A 19,871-nucleotide genomic window follows, 5' to 3' on the forward strand; every position below is an offset into this window, starting at 1 on the left:
TCAAGTCTTATGTTTCACGTCCCAATTAAGCCTTATAAACGCCTCTACTTTGGCGATCACGCTGTTGGTGAGTTTGCCGTGGACATCTATGTAGAGTCCATCGTACTTTTCGGCCAGATACTTCGCCAGGGCGTTCTTAGCGCAGAAGGATTGGGCGTAGAAGACGGTCGGCACATCCGGATCGACCTCCATCTCGGCCTCCAGATCGGCGGGAGTGCCGTACTCGACCGCCCTCGTCCAACCGTAAACATGCGTGGTGTTCGGAAACAGCTCCAGCAGCCTCATGTCGTGAGGCGGGACCCCCCAGAAGCCATGTGTCGGCTTACACTGAACGTATTCCCTCTCATCGTCGGCCTGGATCAGATCCATTATCCTCTCGACCTTCTCCCTAAGCGGCAGATTGGACGTGGCTATCCTGAGCGGGCGTAGACGTCTCATGTTATGATTCCTCACCTCTACGACTTCAAACCCCATGTCCTTCAGGATCTTAGCGGCAAACCTTCCCTGATCGCATTTGTCCTCCCCTACCGCCGCTACGATCACGCCGAGTTGATCTTTCAGGTGAAGGGCGTTGTTGACTATGTTACGAATGATGTGACAGTACACCTCGGGGATAACCCCGAAGTCGGGCGCGCCCAGATCGACGTCCAGATCAACGGGATCGCCGCTGAACCTCTCCCTCTGCTTGTCAAGGGCATCCCTCGGAGGATACCCGTAATATCCTATCTTCTTCCCCCGCATAGGCTTTCACCTATCAGCGTGTGTGAGGTAACCCTTTTCACGATCACCCTCACGATCTCCCCGGGCGATGAGCCGTCATCCGGGAAGACGGTCGTCCGGAAATCATCCGTTTTGCCGAAGAGATCGCCCTCGCCCTTTTTAGAGCGGCCTTCAACCAGCACCTCGACCTTCCTGTCGATGAAGGCCCTGTTTTTCTCAAGCGATATCCGCTCCTGAAGATCTATTATCTCCGCGAGCCTTCTGGATTTAACCTCCTCGGGCACATCGTCCCTGAACCGTTTGGAGGCTATTGAGCCCTCCCGCGGCGAGTATTTGAAGGTGAAGGCGGAGTCGAACCTGATCCTCTCCATCATCTCATACGTCGCCCGGAAATCCTCCTCAGTTTCAGTGGGGAATCCCACGATGATATCGGTCGAAAGGCCAACTCCCGGCATCCTGCCGCGCAGCTTATCGACCAGATCGAGGAATTCACCCGATGTATAGCTCCGTCTCATCAGTTTGAGTATTCTATCCGATCCGGCCTGTAGTGGCAGATGAACGTGTTTACAGATATTGTCGTGCGACGCCATGACCTCTATTACCTCATCGGTCATATCGGACGGATAGGGAGCGGTGAACCTGATACGGAGTATCCCATCCACCTCGGCGACCCTATCGAGCAGATCGGCGAAATTGTGTCTGCCATCGTTGTATGAATTCACGTTTTGCCCCAATAGGACTATCTCCTTGTACCCCTCATCGGCCAGGGATTTGATCTCGTCGAGGATGGTCTCCAGCGGCCTGCTCCTCTCCCGCCCCCGCACGAAGGGAACTATGCAGAAGGTGCAGAACTTATTGCAACCCCGCATTATCGTCACCCACGCCCTAACGCCTTTCTCCCTCATGGGCTCCACATCCTCATAGAGCTCCGAAGCGTCCAATCTCAGGTTGAGATACGGCTCATCCCTCCGGACTTTGGCGAGGGCCTGTGGCAAAGACCTGTAAGCGTCGGGGCCGAGGATCAGATCCACATACGGGGCCTTTTCGATGATTCTATCGCCCAGATGCTGTGCCATGCAGCCACAGACGCCCAAAATCAACCTCGGATTACGTTGCTTGTATACCTTGAGATTGGAGAGCCTACCGAAAACCCTCCTTTCGGCGTGTTCCCTGACGGCGCAGGTGTTGAGCAGGATGACGTCCGCCTCATCCGGGGAGTTTACGATTCGGTATCCGCTTCTCGTAAGGATGCCCGCCATCACCTCGGAGTCGTTCAGGTTCATCTGGCATCCATATGTCTCTATATAAACCCTCCTGGGCCTTGACATAATCCTCGCCTCCGAATCACTTGATCTCTGACTACAATTATACTCTCACGCTCGGCGTAACGCAAGTAGGAGCATTGCCGGGGAGGTTGACAGCGCACCGGGGAAGGGATAAAATCAGAGCTGAATCAGATAGGAATCACAGTGGAACGGGTGAGGAGATGATCAGATCGGGAATGGTGACGGTCTTGATATCGATGGCAATATATGGGTTGGCATTCGGACAGCTACGGACGGCCCGGCTGAAGGTCATCGCCGATAACTCCATAGCCGCTGCCGGAGATGAAATCCATCACAACGCCGGGGCGAAATCCGTCCTGCGCATCAAAGGGATCGAGCATATCCTTATATTCAAATTCGATCTCTCACCGATCAAGGGATGGAAGGTGCATAGAGCCTATCTGTATCTACACGCCGCTCATGAGCATCGCCTGCGCACCATAGGTCTTTCGACCATAGCCTCCAACTGGCAGGAGGGGAACGGAGTGGACAGGGCGGTCGATGGGGGATCCTGCTTCACACACGCTATTTACCCTTATAAACGCTGGGCCGGTGAGGGAAGCGATCTGACCGATGTCACCTTTGGCGCCGGAAACACCCTTTACGCCTTCGTAGATCTAAAGGAGATTGGGGGTGGTTGGCTGGAGATCGATGTGCCGGCAAAACTGATATCGGCCATGCTATGTGGAGCCTCATACGGTTTGGCGGTCAGCGATGAGAAGGGCCAGACGATGTGGAATAACGACATCCATAGCCGTGAGACCCCTTTTGCCCCCTATCTCGTCGTCAAGGGCGAGCCATCAAAGGAGAGGACAAAACCACCTGCTGTCAAAAATCTTACCGCCCGACCTGACCCCGATTTATCCACCCTCAACTCCGGAGCTATTCGGCTGACGTTTGACATCCCCATACCCGATGGCTCTCAATCCTTTCCCTTCGCATATCGCCTCGAGATAAAAGGCGGGCAGTTTGAGGGATGGACTCAACTCCCACGCCGGTTGATCCCCTTCGCCGCACTGCCGGGCGAGAGGCAGGAGATAACGGTGCCGAATCTTAAACCTGAAACGGCCTATGAACTGAGGCTGAGCGTCTTAGATGAGGTGGGATCCACAAGCGGACCAAGCATAGTGAAGGTCACGTCATCCTCATCTAAGTCATATCCCAAACCTCTACCTGAAGTACCTCTGTTGCCAAAGCCCGATCCGAATCCGATATCCTCGCTCTTCGTCGTCCCCGACACCGTTAAGCCGGATCCCGTGACGGGGAAGGTGATGGAGGACAGGAGAGGGAATTATGACAGACTTAATCCCATTTGGGATGGCAGAACAATTCGCCTAGCGGCCGCTCGAAACGAGACCATCGCCTTCCAGATCGTCATCAGGGCCAAACAGGTCGAGTCGGTCGAGATAGGAGATCTCAGGGGGAAAAGCGGCAGTATACTGGCGTCGAACGTCCGACCCTATCGCGTCTGGTGTGTCAGAGAGGGAAATCGCTGGTTCCCTGAAATCGCCGTGCCGATACAGGTCAGGTTCGACGATCACGTCCCGAATCAGGAGTATCGGGTGATCTGGGTGGATCTACATGTGCCGAAAGGAATCCCAGCCGACGTGTACCGAGGAAACATAGTCGCGCTCGCCGATGGAAAAAGGATAGATGTTCCGATATACCTCCGTGTATGGGATTTCACCCTTCCGGATAGGCCGGGCTTCGTCGTGGATCTGAACGGATACGGCTCCGTCGCCTCCAGATTCGGCGTTAGGCATAACACGCCTGAGGGCATAGCGATCGAACACGCGTATCATCGCCTTGCGTATGAACATCGAGCCACGCTAAATCTGCTCGCCTACAGCCATTCGGGACGAACATATGAGGGATGGGCTCCGCCGATTGAGGGCGAGGGCGAAAACGCCCATGTGGCTGAGTGGAGGGATTACGACGCCCATTATGGAGCGCTGTTTGACGGATCGGCCTTCTTCGGCCTGACTTGGGGCGGTCTACCGATCCATCATCAGTATCTGCCGTTTCATGAGAACTACCCGATCCCGATTAAAGGACATTATCGGTATGAGAGCATGCCGGGGGATTACCGCGATATCATCATCCGCCATGCCATGGAGGCACCACCGGTTGAGGAGGCTTTCACGCCGGATTACATCGCGGGGTTCAAGGCGGTGGTTCGGGATTTCGTCAGACATTTTCGGGAGAAAGGCTGGAGAGGGGTTCAGATGCAATGTTACTTCAACAACAAGTATTACTACAAAGACCCTCGCAAGGGAGGAAGAGGCACATCGTGGTGGCTGATGGATGAGCCGATGCACAGGGACGATTGGCGCGCGCTGATCTTCTTCGGGAGGATGTTCAAGGAGGCGGTGCGGGATGCGGGCGGAGGAGTGAACTTCATATTCCGATGCGATGTGTCCAGACCCCAATGGGTGCGAGATCCGGATGAATTTCTCCCTTTGGTCGACCTGATGTGTGTCAGCGGGGAGTTCTTCCGGAAAAACAGGAGATGTATGGAGTTCCACAGGCGATACGGCATCCGGTTCTGGAACTACGGCACCCCTAATCGGGTGAGCGAGACTAACCTGAACGGGGAGGCATGGGCGATTAAGGCCTTCCTGTTCGGCGCTGACGGAATCCTGCCGTGGAACACCATAGGGAGGGATGAGAACTTCGAACGGGCTGAGCCGACGGCGCTGCTCTATCCGGGGAAGCGGTTCGGCATCAATGGGCCACTGGCCAGCTTGAGGCTGAAGGCGCTAAGACGGGGGGAACAGGATGTGGAGTATCTGATCGCCCTTGCGCGAAGGTTCGGCTACGATCGGGAACAGATCGCATATGAAGTCGCCCGGTTTCTCGATTTGAGGGCGAGGACGGAGGAGAGATTCGTGGACGATGCCGGACGCACGGTTTTCGAATCGCTCCGACCGGAGGACTTCTTCAAGCTCAGATATGCCATCGGAACGATCCTCACCCCTTCAGCCTTCCACCGCCATTAAGTCACATTTAGATTGTGAGAGGCAATGGTTCCCTTTCGACCCTTGAATAGAGCCCGTCGATCTCCTCCTGGAGTTTAATGGTACGTATTAGAGCGGTCACTATCCGGCAATAAGTACGGATATCGTCTAAGCTGAGCCGTCGTTCCCTTCGATCTTTAAGCCATTTTTCACAGACCTGGTAGCCACCGATGGGATATTCCCATACCTCTAACGGCACCGGTGTGAAATACTGAGTCCTGTTGATGTACATTCTTTCGGTCTCCGCATCGTAGCGAAAGCCTTCACGCTTGTTCTTCGCCACGCGGTTATCGCCTTTACCTTCAAAACGGGTTAAGGGCGGGTCCAGCTCGGGTGATTCGAGCAGATGCAATGCTACAAGGCGTCTGCCAAGCTCGGCCATAGCTTCAAAGGTCTCCCGCTCAGCCGGAAATGGAATGCGCGGAAAGTCCAATCGCAGAAATTCGGCGTATTTCTCCCGATAGGAGGGGCGTAGAGTACGGCGTAGATGTAGTGGAAGATCTGCTCCGGGGTAATGGACGCTGACGCTGGAGGGTTGGGGGATTCAACCTCCTGGAGAGCGCTGGCAATAGCTTCCAAGACGCTTTCGATATTCGATAGCACCTGCTCGTTGGTGAAGCGTATGACGCGTAGGCCAAGGCTTTCCAAGAACTCTCGACGAATGGCGTCCTCTTGAGGGGTGTATTGATGAATAGGTCCGTCTACCTCAACCACGAGCTTGGCTTCCTGGCAGTAGAAGTCCACGATAAAACGGTCGATAGCGTGTTGGCGGCGAAACTTATAACCCAGTAACTGGCGGCGACGCAGATGCTGCCAGAGTTTCTTCTCCGCTGGTGTGGGATTCCGGCGCATCTCACGGGCTAAAGGCTTGAGTTTCTCCCAGAGGTGCGGAGGGGTATACCATCCATACCCCTCCCCTTGCTCCCCTCCCCGTTTACGGGGAGGGGAAACAGGGGTGGGGTTATATGCCTCTTCCAGCTTTCCCATCAGCTCCTCATTTAAGTTCGGCCGCCGTTCCTGCGGTTCTAGATCGCTGAACAGGTCTTCCCGCTCGGCATCAGGATATAGATAGAGGGGGAAATGGTAATCAATCGTTTTCAGCGATACCGCTACATGCTCTGAAATCGCTTTAGTGACAAAGGCATGTTGCCAACCGCCTAAATGCTCCACCCGTCTAGGCACGATTAACGCCATGTTCTCCCCCGCCAACATATGACGCATGATCTCGGGGCGAGGCCTACAGTGGAAACCTCGGGAGCGGCCCGTGTAATAGGTGTAACGGAGGTCAAAGGGGCGGTATAGGATGGGGACGATGTGATCGCGGGATGGGCCGCTTTCCCTCAGGTCTTCCTGGGCCAGCGTGATTTTCCAATCCCTGGCGTCTCTGCCCAAGTTATAGGCATGACGGGCCAGCTCAGGGTCCATTCGGGAGAAGTTGAGCACGGTGGTCCAGAGTCTCTGCATCAAAACCTAACGCCATCGAGCTCAGGCTTATGGTTGAGGCATTGCAAGGTAATCGGGGAAAACATGAACGATCTCGATGAGACGATTATATATGGCTTTTGAAAACTTGTCAAGAACAACCGCTGACTTGAAAACAGGTTGAGGTTATGATAGTATTACCCCATCCTAAGGATGAGTTTCAGGTAGTTTGGAATCCTGGGGATTGTGGACGTCATGAACCGGGAGATCTACATCGAAGCGGCGAAGTCGGAGATATTGGTCCTAGCCCGCACCTATCCCGTCGTCGCCGCTTTCGTATGTGGCTCAACCGTGTATGAGGCGGAGCCGAGGGAGACGGACGTTGACGTCAGGGTGATCCTCGATGGCGAACCCGTTCCCGGCTTTCTCGTCGAACGGGATGGGGTACCGATTGAGGTGACGTTCACCAGTCTCAGGAACTTCCTCGACGAGGAACAGGTCCTCTCCCACCCTGTCCTGCCTTCAGATATCCTGCGCGGCAGGATCATATATGACCCCACCGGAATGTTGAGCGAGCTCAAGGAGAGAATCGGCAGAAGATACGGGGAACGAAGATATATAGCTGCAAGGGCGCGCAAAATGTTCGAGGAGGCTTTGGAGGTGACGATGAGGGCGCAGAGGGATTTCGAGAGGGAGGGGAGGATACCGCTTTGGACCTTCAGAGGTGCCCTCTTCAGGGCGGGAGAGGTGCCGCTTATACTCCTGGATATGCCCTTAACCCATAGAAGGCTTTTCCTCTTCCTCAGGGAAGCGGCATATAGGATGGGAGATGATGAGATACACGGGCTTGGATTGGAAACGCTCGGATCGTCGGGGATGTCGAAAGCAGAGGTGCTCAGGGCACTCGATGAAACGATGGCGATATTCGACATACAGGAAGAGGTCTCTCACTTCTATCTCTCTCCGTTGAAGAGAAGATATTGGGAGAGGGGAACCCTGATGATGACGGAGGAGGGACTCTATGCCGAGGCGGTATGGCCTCTTTTCACACTGATTTCCCTATACTGCATGGACGATCCGACTAAGGCCAAGCGGTTCTGGCTGCTCGATAGACTGGGTTTTAACTCCTATGAATCGTGCCGGCGCAAGTTCACATGGATGAAAGGATGGCTGGATCGGATAGGATCTCATCTTGGAGGAACGTTCACGACGCTGCCTGGCGGCACGAACGGGTTGTCCTTTTTCAGGTCAACTATCAGGGGTTTTGAGTGACCGGGCGGATAAAGCTCCACCTTTGATATATCTCCCTTTGGACCCCATCCGCCGGCCTTTTGCAGAAGCTCCTTAAGTCGGATTGGTCCTTTCCAAGGGATTTCTCCTTCCCTCCTCACCTCACCTACCACCAACACCTTCTTGCTCCTATATTCTTTAACCGACACCTCGATCCTGTAGTTTCTGAGATACTTTTTTAACGCCTCCTGCAGGAGCTGTTTTATCTGTCGGGTGGTTTGTCCACCGACTTTCACCTCACCGAGCAGCGGATGGATGATTTGTCCCTCACCATCTACGATGAACTCCTCGCTTTCCGAGTCACCGTCATCCCATACCGTCTTTACCTCGATCAGGTCGCCGGGTCCGATCGTATATTCGGTCGGTTTCATAGGGGATACCGGTTTTCGAGCTTTGATCTCGCTTCGGTGTTTGATCTCTTCCTTGGACATCCGTTTGAAGACTGACTTCAATTTGGGCGGCGGAGAGGAGATCAGATAAAGTATGATGGAGTTGAGGGTGTTTTCGACCCTCACAGCAGCGGGATCGATGGGGGAATTGAATTTCAGCGTGATCCTAGCTTTGATCGGTCTAGTGCTCACCACCGTGGCTTTTATGAGCTTCAACCTTTTGGAGCCGATCGGTATGAATCCCACCTCCTTGGACCCGACGTGCAGCGAGTAGATATCCAACGTGAGGCTTGCTCCTTTTGGATCGACTCTCCAGGTGTACCGAGGTTTTGCGCCTAGAAACAGGATCATCTTCCATTCCCTCCCCTCCTCCAGCGACGCCTTAAGCGTTTCGCCTTTCAGTGTGCTCACGCCTTTGATCTCAAACAGCGCCGCCGGAGAGAGGAGAGGAATCAGAACGAGCGAGATGGAGGAGATTATGTTCAGGAATCGCCGGATCATACCTGTCCTTTTAATCTCTTCCTGACATAGTTGAGCTTCCCCCCCGAAAGGAGCACTTCAAGCTCCCTATCGGAGAGATCATGCCTCAACTTTATCTCATATCCCTTCGTCCTGTTCAGCGCCGCGATATCATTTCCTGATCTAAGTTGAAGCTCGAGGGACTCGATCTCGATCCTATCCAGCTTATCGATCTTCCTATAGTCGTCCTCATCGATGAAGGTTAAGGGGAGGATGCCGAAGTTTATGAGGTTGTCCCTGTGGATTCGGGCGAAGGATTTGGCAATGACGAGTTTCACTCCGAGATACATCGGTGCGAGGGCGGCGTGTTCTCTGCTGGAGCCCTGACCGTAATTATGCTCCGCTACGACGGCAGCAAAAGTCCCTTCGGGCAATTCCCTTGCCCTATTGGGGAAAGTCGGATCAATCCTTTCGAAGACGAAGTCTGAGATAGCAGGGATATTCGACCTGAGGGGTAGTATCCTTGCACCGGCTGGCATGATATGATCTGTGGTGATGTTGTCTCCGACTTTCAGCAACACGATACATGAGAGGTGTTTGGGCATTGGCTTTCCGGTCGGTACCGGCTTTATGTTCGGTCCACGAATTACATGAACCTTTTGGGGATCTCTCGCGGGCGGGATGATCATGCTATCGTCTATGCGGATCGAAACGGGCAGTGAGACGGTTATCGGTTTTCCCAGCTCTCTGGGATCGGTTATCACGCCGGCTATGGCCGTCGCGGCTGCCGTTTCAGGACTGGCCAGATAAACCTGTGCATCCTTCGTGCCGCTCCGGCCCTCGAAGTTTCGGTTAAACGTTCTCACCGACACCCCACCGGAGGGTGGTGCCTGCCCCATACCGATGCATGGGCCACAGGCGCACTCCAACACCCTCGCCCCAGCGGCTATCATGTCGGCTAAGGCTCCATTTCGAGCTAGCTCCTCCAGAACCTGTCTCGATCCGGGCGATATAACCAGGCTGACATCCGGATGAACTTTTCTGCCGCGGAGGATCGCCGCGACGGTCATCATGTCCTTCAACGATGAGTTGGTGCAACTGCCGATCGCTACTTGATCGACTTTCAATCCTTCCACATCCTTGACCTTCCTGACCTTATCGGGACTATGGGGACAGGCGATCAGCGGTTCGAGCTCTCCTAGATTTACCTCTATCACCTCGGCATACTCCGCACCATGATCGGCTTCGAGCCTGCGCCAATCCCTTTCCCGTTTCTGCCATCTCAGAAACTCCCATGTTATCTCGTCACTGGGGAAAATGGAGCTTGTAGCGCCCAGCTCTGCACCCATGTTAGTTATGGTTGCCCTTTCGGGGACTGAAAGGTGTTTAACGCCATCTCCGAAATACTCCATCACCTTTCCAAGTCCACCTTTGACCGTCAGCCTTCGCAGAAGCTCCAGTATAATATCTTTGGCTGAGACCCAAGGCGGGAGCTTCCCCACCAGTTTAACCCCTATCACCTCGGGCATAGTCATGTAGAACGGCTCGCCCGCCATCGCTACCGCTACGTCTAATCCCCCCGCACCTATCCCTAACATTCCTATCCCGCCAGCAGTAGGGGTATGGCTGTCGGAGCCCAACAGGGTCTGCCCTGGAACGGCGAACCGTTCAAGATGAACTTGATGGCATATCCCATTTCCCGGCCGTGAGAAGTATATCCCATGTTTCGCTGCCACCGACTGGAGAAATCTATGATCATCGGCGTTCTCGAATCCGATTTGAAGCGTATTATGATCGACATAGCTGACGGAGAGCATTGTTTTAACCCTATCGATGCCCAGCGTCTCAAACTGAAGATAGGCCATCGTTCCGGTGGCATCCTGGGTTAGGGTTTGGTCTATCCTTATGCCGATCTCCTCCCCAGGGGACATCCTCCCTGAGACAAGGTGATCGCCGATTATCTTCTCCGTTAAGGTCAAAGCCAACTCATTTTCCTCCGACGTCGGTAAGGATAAAGGTTCCCTCAAGCTTGAGTATAACTTTGATCGTTTTCCCTGTCAAGCCGGTTGTATCTGAAGAGAACCTTCGTCCTATTGACTGATAAGGCAGGCAACAGGTAAAATTAATCCGAAGATCGAGATCAAATCGGAGGATTAATATGAAGCTTTCCTTCAGCACGTTAGGATGTCCCGACTGGGATCTGGAAATGATCGTCAGAAGGGCTAAAGAATACGGCTATGAGGGAATAGAGATAAGGGGGATCCTCAGACAGTTCGATCTGACGAGGGTACCTGAGCTGACAGAAGGGGTGGCGGAGACCCGAAGACTGCTCGAATCACATGGCATATCCGTAGCATGCATATCCGCATCATCGAGGTTCAGCTCCTCGGATCCGGACGAGAGAAGGGCCAACCTCATCTCGGCTAAGGCACACATGGATATCGCCAAATCCTTCAACGCCCTATGCATCAGGGTCTTCGGCGGTCAGATACCCGATGGTGTTGAAAGGGAGAAGTGTGAGAATTACATAGCCGAGTCATTAAGGGAGTTGGGCGAATACGCCGAGAGCGTGGGCGTTAAGGTGGTGATCGAGACACACGACAGCTTCAGCACGGGGGAACATCTCGCCGCCGTCCTGGATAAAGTCGATCACCCGATGGTCGGGGCGCTTTGGGATATCCACCATCCCGTCAAAAACGGCGAATCCCCCGAGGATACCATGAGATATCTCAGCGGAAAGGTCTTTCACGTGCACGTCAAGGACGGCGATTTCACCACCTACACGATGCTGGGCGAGGGGAAGGTGCCGACCTTAAAGATACTTCGCCTGTTAAAGGGGAGCGGCTATGACGGGTACCTCTCGGTCGAGTGGGAGAAGGCGTGGCATCCGGAGCTGCCAGATCCTGAGGTGGCGCTGCCGCAATATGCCCGCAAGCTCAGGGAATACCTGAGTCAAATAGGAGGATAGGGATGGACCTTACTTTCTCCACCCTCTTCACCGCCCAGAACGTGAGGGATCATCTTTCAAGCGAAGAGGGAATAGAGAATGCCATCGACTGGTGCCGCCGCACGGCCGTGACCAAGGTGTACATAGAGTCCTTCAGAGACGGATACACGGCGGAGAGAAAAAACCTGGAGAGGGCGAGGGACCGATTCAAGGAGGCCGGATTTGAGGTGGCCGGATGTGTCACCACCACCAACGTAGGCAAAAGATCCACGGGCTGGAACATAATCGCATGCTATACCGATAGGGAGACACAGGAGAAACTACAGAGGATCTTCGAATACACCGCATCGATGTTCGACCTGATAATGATAGATGACTTCCTCTTCACCGACTGCCAGTGTCAGGAGTGTCAGGCAGCCAAAGGAGATCGATCCTGGGTTCAATATAGATGCGAACTTATGACCCGAATATCCAGGGAGAGGATAATCGGCCCTGCCAAATCGGTCAATCCCAAAGCCAGGATCATAATAAAATATCCACAGTGGTACGATAACTTCCACAACCGAGGATATGACGTGGTGAGGGAGACGGAGGAGTTCGATTACATCTGGGTGGGAACTGAGACCAGAGATCCGGACAACGAGAGATGGGGGAGAAAAGCACAGTATGAGGCATATTACATCATGAGATGGCTGGGCGAGATCGGAGGTGAAAAGACGGGAGGCGGATGGTTCGATCCGTTTGGAACCAACCCTCCGACCTACCTGGAGCAGGCCCGGCAGACGGTTCTAGCCGGCGCCAGGGAGGTTTTGCTCTTCTGCTATGGAGCCCTGCAGAGGGATACCGGTCCGGCGAACGTCCAACATCTGAGGGAGGAGATACCCTATCTCTACGATCTCGCCCGTATCGTCCGAGGCAGATCGATCCTGGGAATCGCCGCCCCTAAACCCCCTAACAGCGATCCAGACGGCGAGCCTTATGTCTTCGATTTCATCGGTATGCTCGGGCTGCCTCTCATCCCGACCGCCAGGATAGATCCCGAATCGTCCGACGCCCTCTTCCTCTCATATCACGCCCTGAAGGATGAGGATCTGAACGATAAGCTCTCATCCATGATCGATTCGGGCAAACCCCTGATGTTGACGGATGGTCTTGCCCGCGAGCTTAAAGGGATGGATCTGAAGGGGGATAACGTGGTGATCCTCAACGTCAGGGGCGAGCCGAGATCCCTGTTGGATCTGGGACGCGAGGATTTAAAGGCGATACGTGATCTCATGCTGAGACCCTTCTCGCTCGGATTCGATTCCCCCAGCAGGGTGGCGCTGTATCTCTTCGGGGAGGAGTATGTGGCGATTGAGAACTTCAACGACGAAGAGGTCGAGATCGCCCTGACCGGGGATAGGATAGGCGGCTCAGAGCTCGCCCTGATCCTTCCCATGACCGCTACGGCGGACATGCGTTTCTCATCCCGTTCGCTCAGGGCGATTCTACCGCCCAGATCGCTGACCGTTCTGAGAAGGGGTGAACCCTGATGCCAGATCGCTCTCGTGACTGGTTCAATCAAGCGGTGAGAGATCTAGAACAGGCAGAGGATTCCCGGCGTGCCGGACGCCACGAATGGGCCTGCTTTGCCGCACAACAAGCGGCGGAGAAAGCTGTAAAAGCTCTACATCTTCATCGTGGTCAGGAAGCATGGGGACATGTAATCGCAAGATTGCTTTCTGAATTGCCGGAGGAAATTACCGTTCCACAGAGATTAATAGAACAAGCCCATGTCCTTGATAACTATTACATCCCGGCACGATACCCTAACAGTCATCCGGAAGGAGCGCCATTTCAACACTACGGACCTTTACAAAGCGGGGAGGCGATCCGGTATGCCCGTGAGATCATTGAATTCGTCCGTGCTCAGATGGCCTGACAGCCGGCTGGTGCATAAATCTATATGTCAATGGGCACAGGAAATCGTCCGGTGCTACAAGGAGATAGATCGCATCGGTTACTTCGGTTCCTATGCGCGGGGCGATTGGGGGGTGGGAAGTGATTTAGATGTAATCATAATTGTGAGGGCTTCTCGGTTACCTTTCGAAAGACGGGCTGCGGTATGGGATACAAACGGGCTGCCCGTACCGGTAGACCTGTTCGTCTATACACGTGATGAATGGCAATCGCTGCAAAATAAGGGGCAATTTTATCAAACGGTGATGCGGGAGATCGTCTGGATATACGTGAGAGACCGCCGATCGCCCTGAGAAAGGGTTGAGAAGATGAAAAACATAACGGTCAACAGAAGGGCGAGACATGATTACCACATACTGGACACCTTCGAGGCCGGAATAGAGCTTAAGGGAACGGAGGTCAAGTCGCTCCGTCAGGGAAAGGTAAGTCTGAAGGGGGCATACGCCACCGTCGAGGACGGTGAGATGTTCCTTCACGATGTTTACATAGCACCGTATGATGCCGGATCGAGGTTGAACCACGACCCCACTCGTCCGCGCAAGCTATTGATGCACAAGAGGGAGATAAAGAGGCTGGCCGGGTTGAGCAGACAGCCCGGCTACACCCTCGTGCCGTTAAGGATGTATTTCAACGAGAGGGGGCTGGTCAAGGTGGAGCTGGCCCTTGCCAGGGGGAAATCGCAATACGATAAACGGGAGGCGATAAAACGGGCGGAGGATCAAAGACGGATACGCGAGGCGAGGATGCAGCCCCGGAGATGATATACCGGCTCGGATTGACTGTGATAATTATCCTGGCAGCTCTCCTGAGGTTCTGGAGATTGGGGAGGTGGAGCTTCTGGGCCGATGAGGCCCTTACCTTTCTGGACGCGCAGAACTTCCCCCACCTCCTCAGGATAAATCCCCTTCCGTATGCCCTGGTGAAGCTCACCACGGCGCTCCTCGGACGGGATGAGTGGGGCGCGAGGTTCGGCTTCGCCCTCATCGGAGTTCTCTCCGTTCCGGTGATATATCTGATCGCCTCACGCCTCTACGACAAGAAGACCGGTCTGATCTCGGCCCTTCTTTTGGCCCTGCTGCCCTGGCATATCTTCTGGTCACAGAACGCCCGGTCGTATTCGCTGGTGCTGCTGTGGAGCCTTCTCTCCTCAGGGCTGTTCTACCTGGCATTTGAGAGGGATAGTCTGTCCTATCTTTTAAGTTCTATGTTTTTCATCCTCATGCTGATCGGGTCGCATCTGCTTTCAGGCGTCCTGGTCCTCGGCTTTCTGGCCTATCTGATCTCGATAAAGATCCTTCGAGCTGAAAGGCCGGGGGGTTACAGACGTAGAAACATACTGATCTTCATCTCACCGATCCTCCTGGTAACCTTTGCTGCCCTGCATCCCAGGGTTTTCGGATTTATAACCTCAGGGTGGGGTCACAACATATGGGCCAGGAGCCCGATCTATGTGGCTATGACCTTGGCGTGGGGTGTGACCGTTCCGGTGGCAGTGGCCGCGATCTTCGTCCTGAGCGATGATCTCATCCTCAAAAGATCGCCCTCCAGGCCGACCTTACTTCTGGCCTGTTGGTCGATCGTACCGCTGGCCTTTTTCGTTTTAGGTTCCCTCTTTCAGAACGTCGCCGGATATTACCTCTTCTTCACCGTTCCCGCCTATCTGATCCTGGCCGCTCGTGCGTGCCGGATTCCGGATCGGAGGATAATCGTTCTTCTGCTTGTGGCGGTATTGGGATCGGAGATGATAGGATGGGACTACCTGTATTTCACGAGGGAAAACGGAGGCCGACCGATGTGGAGGGAGGCCTTTCGTCTGGTCGGGGAGAGGATGAAGTCGGATGACTTGGTTGTCTCGACCATCCCGGCGTTAGCGCGGTGCTATCTGCCTGAGGCGAATTTCGTCAAGATCGACGCCTTCACATTCGACAAGAGCTTTTCGCAAACTGATGGATCATCGATCCGCATAAGCGGTGGACGGCAGATGGCCGAGGGCGAACGTTATTTTCGAAATAGAAGGAGGATTTGGTTTATCTTGGACGAATCGAACATGAACGTGATCGATCCGGATCATCGGCTCAGGGATCACATCGCCGAGGAAGGGAGATTTATAAGGCGGTTTCCAGTCTATTCCAGAGCGTCGGATAGAAGTATAACGGTCTTCCTCGTCTCCCGTCATAGCGCTCCCTGAGTTGAAGATGATATAGGTAAAACGCTTAAGTCGAACCGAGAAATATCCGATAAACATCATGCAAGCTTCCCTGTCCCGGGGAGGAGATCAGATGAAGCACAAAGCCAAGATCCTGATCGTGGACGATGAGAGGAACATCAGGGATTATCTGCACCTTATCCTATCCATGGAGGGATACAAATGCTCACAGGCCTCAGGAGGGGAAGAGGCGCTCGATATCCTGAGGAAGGAGGAGTTCGATCTCCTCATCACCGATATACGAATGCCCGGTATTTCCGGAACCGAACTGATCAGAGAAGCCGCTAAGATAAGACCTCATATAGCTTCTATAGTTATATCAGCTGTGGCGGAGGTCGAAACCGCCGTCGAGTCGCTTAAATCAGGGGCTTATGACTATATCACCAAACCGTTTAAACAAGAGCGTCTGATGCTTACCATTGAACGCGCTTTGGAACGAAGAAATTTAATACTGGAAAACCTGAGATATCAGCGTTACCTTGAGGATATGATCCAACAGAGGACGAAACATGTCCGCGAGCTTTTTTTCAGAGCTATAACCTCCCTCGTCAGGGCGATCGAGGAGAGGGACAAATACACAAGGGGCCACTCCAAAAGGGTCGCCGAGATATCCCGCGTGATAGGAGAGGAGATGGGATTGAGCGAGGAGCAAATAGTTCAGCTTGATCTGGCCGGGCAGCTCCATGATATAGGAAAGATAGGAATTCCGATAGATGAGATCCTCCACAAAGCCGATCCCCTTACGCCGGAGGAGTATGAGATCATAAAGACCCATCCCGTCAGATCCTATCATATACTACGTCCTCTCTTCGAGTTCAAAGGCTCTCTAGATGAGATAACGATGAACGAAAACGGAAGGGCCAAGGAGGAGACGCTTGATATCATACTGCATCACCATGAGAGATTCGACGGGAAGGGATATCCGCACGGACTTAAAGGAAATGGGATTCCACTTGGAGCGAGGATATTGGCCGTCGCCGATTCATATGATGCCATGACATCCCTACGTCCCTATAGATCCTCCCCTCTATCGCATAGGGAGGCCATCGAGGAGATTAAAAGGAACTCCGGAACTCAATTCGATCCGAATATAACCGATCTCTTTCTCAGGCTTTGCGATAAAGGGTATATTCGTAAATCCTCTTGATCCTTTCGCCTATCCCCGATAGGATATCATACGGAATAGTGCCGGCGAGTTTGGCGAGATAGTTCGGGGATATCTCTTTGCTGTTATCTTTCCCGATCAGGATCGCTTCATCTCCTATCTTCACACCCGGTATATCCGTCACATCGCACATCATCGTATCCATACAGATCCGCCCGATAATGGGCGCCTCTTTGCTCCTGATCAGAACCTTGCCACAGTTGGAAAGGTGCCATTTGTATCCGTCTCCGTATCCGACCCGAAGTGTCGCTATCAGGGATGATCGCAAGGTCTTATAGGCACGACCGTATCCTACCGGCTGATATGCCTCAATCCGTTTCAGGTCTATCACTCTCGTTTTCCATGTCAGTGCAGGTTTCAGATCAAGTTTGTCCTCCAGGTGAGAACTCGGCGGGACACCGTATAATATCAATCCTGGTCTCACAGCCGTAAAGCTCGTTCGTCTCGGGAGAGCCATTATGGCGGCGCTGTTGGCGGCGTGAACGATCGGTGGGCATATTCCTCGCTCCTTCAAACCTTTTAATACCTCCTGAAACCTGTTAAGCTGTATGAAAGTGAACTCCGGATCGGGATCGTCGGCAGATGAAAAATGGGTGTACACCCCCTCCACCTCTACGTTTTGTATCTTCGTCAGTCTGGAGGCCATATCTATCGCATCCGAATACCACACACCCGTGCGCATCATACCGGTATCGATCTCCAGGTGGATCTTAACCTTTTTTCCTCTATCTTTAGCGCATCGCGCCAGGGATAGGGCAAGGTTCAGATCGCCGACCGTCTGGGTTATGTTATAATCCACCACGGGCTCGACCTCATCCGGGAGAACGGGGAAGAGGTTAAGTATCGGAGCTCTTATGCCTGCTTCCCTCAGCCTTATCGCCTCCTCCAATCTGGCGACGGCGAGCATATCAGCCTTCCCCTGCAGATACCGGGCTACGGGGATAAGGCCATGGCCGTAAGCGTTGGCCTTGACCACGGCTATGACCTTTGACCCGCCGGTTATCGATCTTACCAGCTCCAAGTTTCGTCCGATGTTTTCCAAATTCACCTCAACCCAACATCCATCCATCACAGCACCTCACCTCTGACGTTGTCGATGGTGGCGTCGGCGAGCATCCATTCCCTATCCACTCGGTTGGCCGGTTTGGCCGGATGAACCCCTTATGCTCTATGACCGCTGATATGAAGATGACATCGCCGGGATAGATCTCATTCCGCTCGGGACGGAGCTCAAGGATGGATAAAACCTCCTGTGGCGGGGAGAAGAGGGCATCCTTTCTCCATCCCACCACCCCCGCCATGATAATTAAAGCGATTATCCCCGTAAGGACCTTTATCTTCATTCACCCCTATATGGAACAGAGAACTTCCTCTCTATCACCTCGCGAAATACAGGTCCGGAGTTATAGGCGCAGAAGGGGTACATCTTTCCGTCCGGAGCGGCATAGTGGATGACACATCTTCTGACCCTTTCGACGTCGTAGTTATAGGCGTCCATGAAATGCATGCCGCCGATCATAATGCTTTTGTAGCTGTGTTTGCCGACCTCGTTCGGGTTCCGATCGTATTTGTTGCTGGTCAGCTCGTCTATCGTGGCGAGGAATTTTCTAAAGGTGAGCCCTTTGGGGGCTTTCTCCTTCTTAAAGTATTTACGCAGCACATTCAGCGCCCGAACACCTGAGAGCAGCTTGAAGTTGAACCTGGAGTTTGCGATCTTATCCGCGAGGTGGTCCATCTCCGTCAATAGCCCTTTAAGGTCGATGAAATCGCTCACCTGAACGGCGTTGCCTTCATCATCCACGAAGAGATACGTCGCTAGCGAACAGATCGGGTGGCATGAGTACATCGTCACCTCATGGCCGGCTATAGCGGCCATAACCCTGGAAATCGGTGTCACAGCACAAAGCGGAACCCAATCCTTCGCCTTAATGAACCCTGTCTGTTCCTCTATCCTCTTGGCCAAATCTGGTAACGTGAAGCGGAGCTTAGCCCGCTCCTCCCTATCTATTCTACCTGTGAATGCAACCGGCTGGAAGCTTACGCCACTTATGACATCGACGTTTTCAATGGCGAATCGGACCATCTCGCCGAGCTTGTCGTCGTTGATGGTGTTAACGACCGTTGGAACCAGAACCACCTTCATGCCCGTTTTACGGGCGTTTTCGATAACCTTTAGCTTAGTCTCTAGTAATCTCCTCCCTCTCGTTTTGATATACACGTCATCGTCGAGGCCGTCGAACTGCAGATACAGGGAGTGCAGCCCGGCCTCTCTCGATTTCTGAGCGAATTCCAGATCGGCCAGCTTTATCCCATTTGTGGCTACCTGGACGGCCGAAAAGCCCATATCCCTGGCCGTCTCCAGTATTCTGAGGAAATCGGGATGTATCGTCGGCTCGCCCCCTGAAAACTGAACACATGCCACGGGAACTGGCCTTCTCTCCCTAAGCATCCTCATCATCTCGACGACTTGCTCATAGGAGGGCTCATACAAATACCCTGTAACGGCGGCGTTGGCGAAGCAGATGGGACATCTGAGATTGCACCTATTCGTCAGATCGATGTTGGCTAAAGCGGTGTTGCTGGTGTGAAGGCTGCATATCCCGCAGCTTAAAGGACACGCCCCCGGACTCGTCACCTGAGGGTTGGAAAACCCCCTTCCATCCCCGAAGAACCAATTCTTCACATTGAGGTAGAACTCGACGTCGGACCAAACCACGTCCTTGAACTTCCCGTGTTCAGGGCATTCCTTCTCCATCATCACCTTTCCGTCCTCCTCGAACACTAGGGCGGGCAACAGCCTCCTGCATTCGGGACATATTGACACGGTGCGCTTGGGCAGGTCAAACTGGGGCGGCGTAATCTTCGCTCCTGAGTAGGTGGTTTCAGGTTGGTGGATCACGTGAGGCGGCACCTTCCGTTCCCGAGCTTCCGCGCTTTTGACAGTGCTTTCCATCGCTCTTCTCCTTATAAAT

General features: G+C 53.6%; 17 protein-coding genes and 2 pseudogenes. 9 read left to right on the forward strand and 10 right to left on the reverse strand.

From position 1 onward, the window contains the following. Together J7M22_08190 and miaB are read right to left on the reverse strand one after the other, a co-directional pair. Window positions 1-741: a hypothetical protein gene (locus J7M22_08190; protein ID MCD6506593.1), complete on the reverse strand. Its 741-nt coding sequence runs from the start codon at window positions 739-741 to the stop codon at window positions 1-3. Then, on the reverse strand, window positions 723-2,048 hold the full coding sequence (gene miaB, locus J7M22_08195) for a tRNA (N6-isopentenyl adenosine(37)-C2)-methylthiotransferase MiaB (protein MCD6506594.1): 1,326 nt from the start codon (window positions 2,046-2,048) through the stop codon (window positions 723-725). Before miaB ends, J7M22_08190 begins: the two co-directional genes overlap by 19 nt. Window positions 2,049-2,206: 158 nt before the next feature. Between miaB and J7M22_08200 the strand changes: the two genes are divergently transcribed. Continuing rightward, entirely contained in the window at window positions 2,207-5,044 is a 2,838-nt protein-coding gene (locus J7M22_08200; protein MCD6506595.1) for a DUF4091 domain-containing protein, read from the forward strand. A gap of 7 nt (window positions 5,045-5,051) precedes the next feature. Here the strand turns inward: J7M22_08200 and J7M22_08205 are convergent, their stop codons facing one another. The 3 genes and pseudogenes from J7M22_08205 to J7M22_08215 form a co-directional block, all read right to left on the reverse strand. Further along, the gene (locus J7M22_08205; GenBank protein ID MCD6506596.1) at window positions 5,052-5,495 is read right to left on the reverse strand and encodes a hypothetical protein; all 444 of its coding nucleotides are present in this window, start codon (window positions 5,493-5,495) and stop codon (window positions 5,052-5,054) included. A gap of 122 nt (window positions 5,496-5,617) precedes the next feature. Then, window positions 5,618-6,049: pseudogene (locus tag J7M22_08210) on the reverse strand (endonuclease domain-containing protein). Between the two features lie 195 nt (window positions 6,050-6,244). Next, window positions 6,245-6,526, reverse strand: a pseudogene (locus J7M22_08215) (helicase). Window positions 6,527-6,739: 213 nt separating this feature from the next. Between J7M22_08215 and J7M22_08220 the strand changes: the two are divergent. After that, entirely contained in the window at window positions 6,740-7,756 is a 1,017-nt protein-coding gene (locus J7M22_08220; protein MCD6506597.1) for a hypothetical protein, read from the forward strand. Here J7M22_08220 and J7M22_08225 read toward each other — a convergent pair. Continuing rightward, on the reverse strand, window positions 7,672-8,664 hold the full coding sequence (locus J7M22_08225; GenBank protein ID MCD6506598.1) for a polysaccharide biosynthesis/export family protein: 993 nt from the start codon (window positions 8,662-8,664) through the stop codon (window positions 7,672-7,674). The two genes, J7M22_08220 and J7M22_08225, sit on opposite strands and share 85 nt — an antisense overlap. After that, entirely contained in the window at window positions 8,661-10,607 is a 1,947-nt protein-coding gene (locus J7M22_08230; protein MCD6506599.1) for an aconitate hydratase, read from the reverse strand. The genes J7M22_08225 and J7M22_08230 overlap by 4 nt, the downstream gene beginning before the upstream one ends. Before the next feature lie 173 nt (window positions 10,608-10,780). Here J7M22_08230 and J7M22_08235 point away from each other — a divergent pair, with 173 nt between their 5' ends. The 7 genes from J7M22_08235 to J7M22_08265 all read left to right on the forward strand — a co-directional run bounded on the left by J7M22_08235 (window position 10,781) and on the right by J7M22_08265 (window position 16,881). Then, window positions 10,781-11,590 (forward strand): sugar phosphate isomerase/epimerase, encoded by an 810-nt coding sequence (locus J7M22_08235; GenBank protein MCD6506600.1) that lies wholly within the window; start codon window positions 10,781-10,783, stop codon window positions 11,588-11,590. 2 nt (window positions 11,591-11,592) lie between these two features. After that, complete coding sequence (locus tag J7M22_08240; GenBank protein MCD6506601.1) at window positions 11,593-13,101, forward strand: hypothetical protein; 1,509 nt, start codon at window positions 11,593-11,595, stop codon at window positions 13,099-13,101. Continuing rightward, window positions 13,101-13,490, forward strand: coding sequence for a HEPN domain-containing protein (locus J7M22_08245; GenBank protein ID MCD6506602.1), 390 nt, complete (start codon window positions 13,101-13,103; stop codon window positions 13,488-13,490). Before J7M22_08240 ends, J7M22_08245 begins: the two co-directional genes overlap by 1 nt. Continuing rightward, window positions 13,447-13,821, forward strand: a complete 375-nt coding sequence (locus tag J7M22_08250) for a nucleotidyltransferase domain-containing protein (protein MCD6506603.1) — start codon at window positions 13,447-13,449, stop codon at window positions 13,819-13,821. Before J7M22_08245 ends, J7M22_08250 begins: the two co-directional genes overlap by 44 nt. A 15-nt stretch (window positions 13,822-13,836) precedes the next feature. After that, entirely contained in the window at window positions 13,837-14,289 is a 453-nt protein-coding gene (gene smpB, locus J7M22_08255; GenBank protein MCD6506604.1) for an SsrA-binding protein SmpB, read from the forward strand. Then, a complete protein-coding gene (locus J7M22_08260) occupies window positions 14,286-15,716 on the forward strand; it encodes a glycosyltransferase family 39 protein (protein ID MCD6506605.1) in 1,431 nt (476 codons plus the stop codon). The genes smpB and J7M22_08260 overlap by 4 nt, the downstream gene beginning before the upstream one ends. A gap of 91 nt (window positions 15,717-15,807) precedes the next feature. Further along, entirely contained in the window at window positions 15,808-16,881 is a 1,074-nt protein-coding gene (locus J7M22_08265; GenBank protein ID MCD6506606.1) for a response regulator, read from the forward strand. Here J7M22_08265 and alr read toward each other — a convergent pair. Genes alr through J7M22_08280 form a run of 3 tightly spaced genes read right to left on the reverse strand, consistent with a single transcriptional unit; the run spans window position 16,841 to window position 19,738 of the window. Beyond that, on the reverse strand, window positions 16,841-17,968 hold the full coding sequence (gene alr, locus J7M22_08270; protein ID MCD6506607.1) for an alanine racemase: 1,128 nt from the start codon (window positions 17,966-17,968) through the stop codon (window positions 16,841-16,843). The two genes, J7M22_08265 and alr, sit on opposite strands and share 41 nt — an antisense overlap. Further along, entirely contained in the window at window positions 17,949-18,242 is a 294-nt protein-coding gene (locus J7M22_08275; protein MCD6506608.1) for a hypothetical protein, read from the reverse strand. Before J7M22_08275 ends, alr begins: the two co-directional genes overlap by 20 nt. Further along, complete coding sequence (locus J7M22_08280; protein ID MCD6506609.1) at window positions 18,239-19,738, reverse strand: radical SAM protein; 1,500 nt, start codon at window positions 19,736-19,738, stop codon at window positions 18,239-18,241. The genes J7M22_08275 and J7M22_08280 overlap by 4 nt, the downstream gene beginning before the upstream one ends. Window positions 19,739-19,871 lie beyond the last annotated feature (133 nt).

It is taken from the genome of Candidatus Poribacteria bacterium (genome assembly GCA_021162805.1).
Taxonomy (GTDB): Bacteria; Poribacteria; WGA-4E; order B28-G17; family B28-G17; genus JAGGXZ01.

Excerpts from the sequence above, each read along its gene's own strand:
- J7M22_08200 (MCD6506595.1), top strand. The coding sequence starts at position 2,207 with ATGATCAGATCGGGAATGGTGACGGTCTTGATATCGATGGCAATATAT.
- J7M22_08225 (MCD6506598.1), bottom strand. The coding sequence starts at position 8,664 with ATGATCCGGCGATTCCTGAACATAATCTCCTCCATCTCGCTCGTTCTG.
- J7M22_08260 (MCD6506605.1), top strand. The coding sequence starts at position 14,286 with ATGATATACCGGCTCGGATTGACTGTGATAATTATCCTGGCAGCTCTC.
- J7M22_08220 (MCD6506597.1), top strand. The coding sequence starts at position 6,740 with ATGAACCGGGAGATCTACATCGAAGCGGCGAAGTCGGAGATATTGGTC.
- J7M22_08275 (MCD6506608.1), bottom strand. The coding sequence starts at position 18,242 with ATGAAGATAAAGGTCCTTACGGGGATAATCGCTTTAATTATCATGGCG.
- alr (MCD6506607.1), bottom strand. The coding sequence starts at position 17,968 with ATGGATGGATGTTGGGTTGAGGTGAATTTGGAAAACATCGGACGAAAC.
- J7M22_08265 (MCD6506606.1), top strand. The coding sequence starts at position 15,808 with ATGAAGCACAAAGCCAAGATCCTGATCGTGGACGATGAGAGGAACATC.
- smpB (MCD6506604.1), top strand. The coding sequence starts at position 13,837 with ATGAAAAACATAACGGTCAACAGAAGGGCGAGACATGATTACCACATA.
- J7M22_08235 (MCD6506600.1), top strand. The coding sequence starts at position 10,781 with ATGAAGCTTTCCTTCAGCACGTTAGGATGTCCCGACTGGGATCTGGAA.
- J7M22_08250 (MCD6506603.1), top strand. The coding sequence starts at position 13,447 with ATGCCCGTGAGATCATTGAATTCGTCCGTGCTCAGATGGCCTGACAGC.
- miaB (MCD6506594.1), bottom strand. The coding sequence starts at position 2,048 with ATGTCAAGGCCCAGGAGGGTTTATATAGAGACATATGGATGCCAGATG.
- J7M22_08190 (MCD6506593.1), bottom strand. The coding sequence starts at position 741 with ATGCGGGGGAAGAAGATAGGATATTACGGGTATCCTCCGAGGGATGCC.
- J7M22_08245 (MCD6506602.1), top strand. The coding sequence starts at position 13,101 with ATGCCAGATCGCTCTCGTGACTGGTTCAATCAAGCGGTGAGAGATCTA.
- J7M22_08240 (MCD6506601.1), top strand. The coding sequence starts at position 11,593 with ATGGACCTTACTTTCTCCACCCTCTTCACCGCCCAGAACGTGAGGGAT.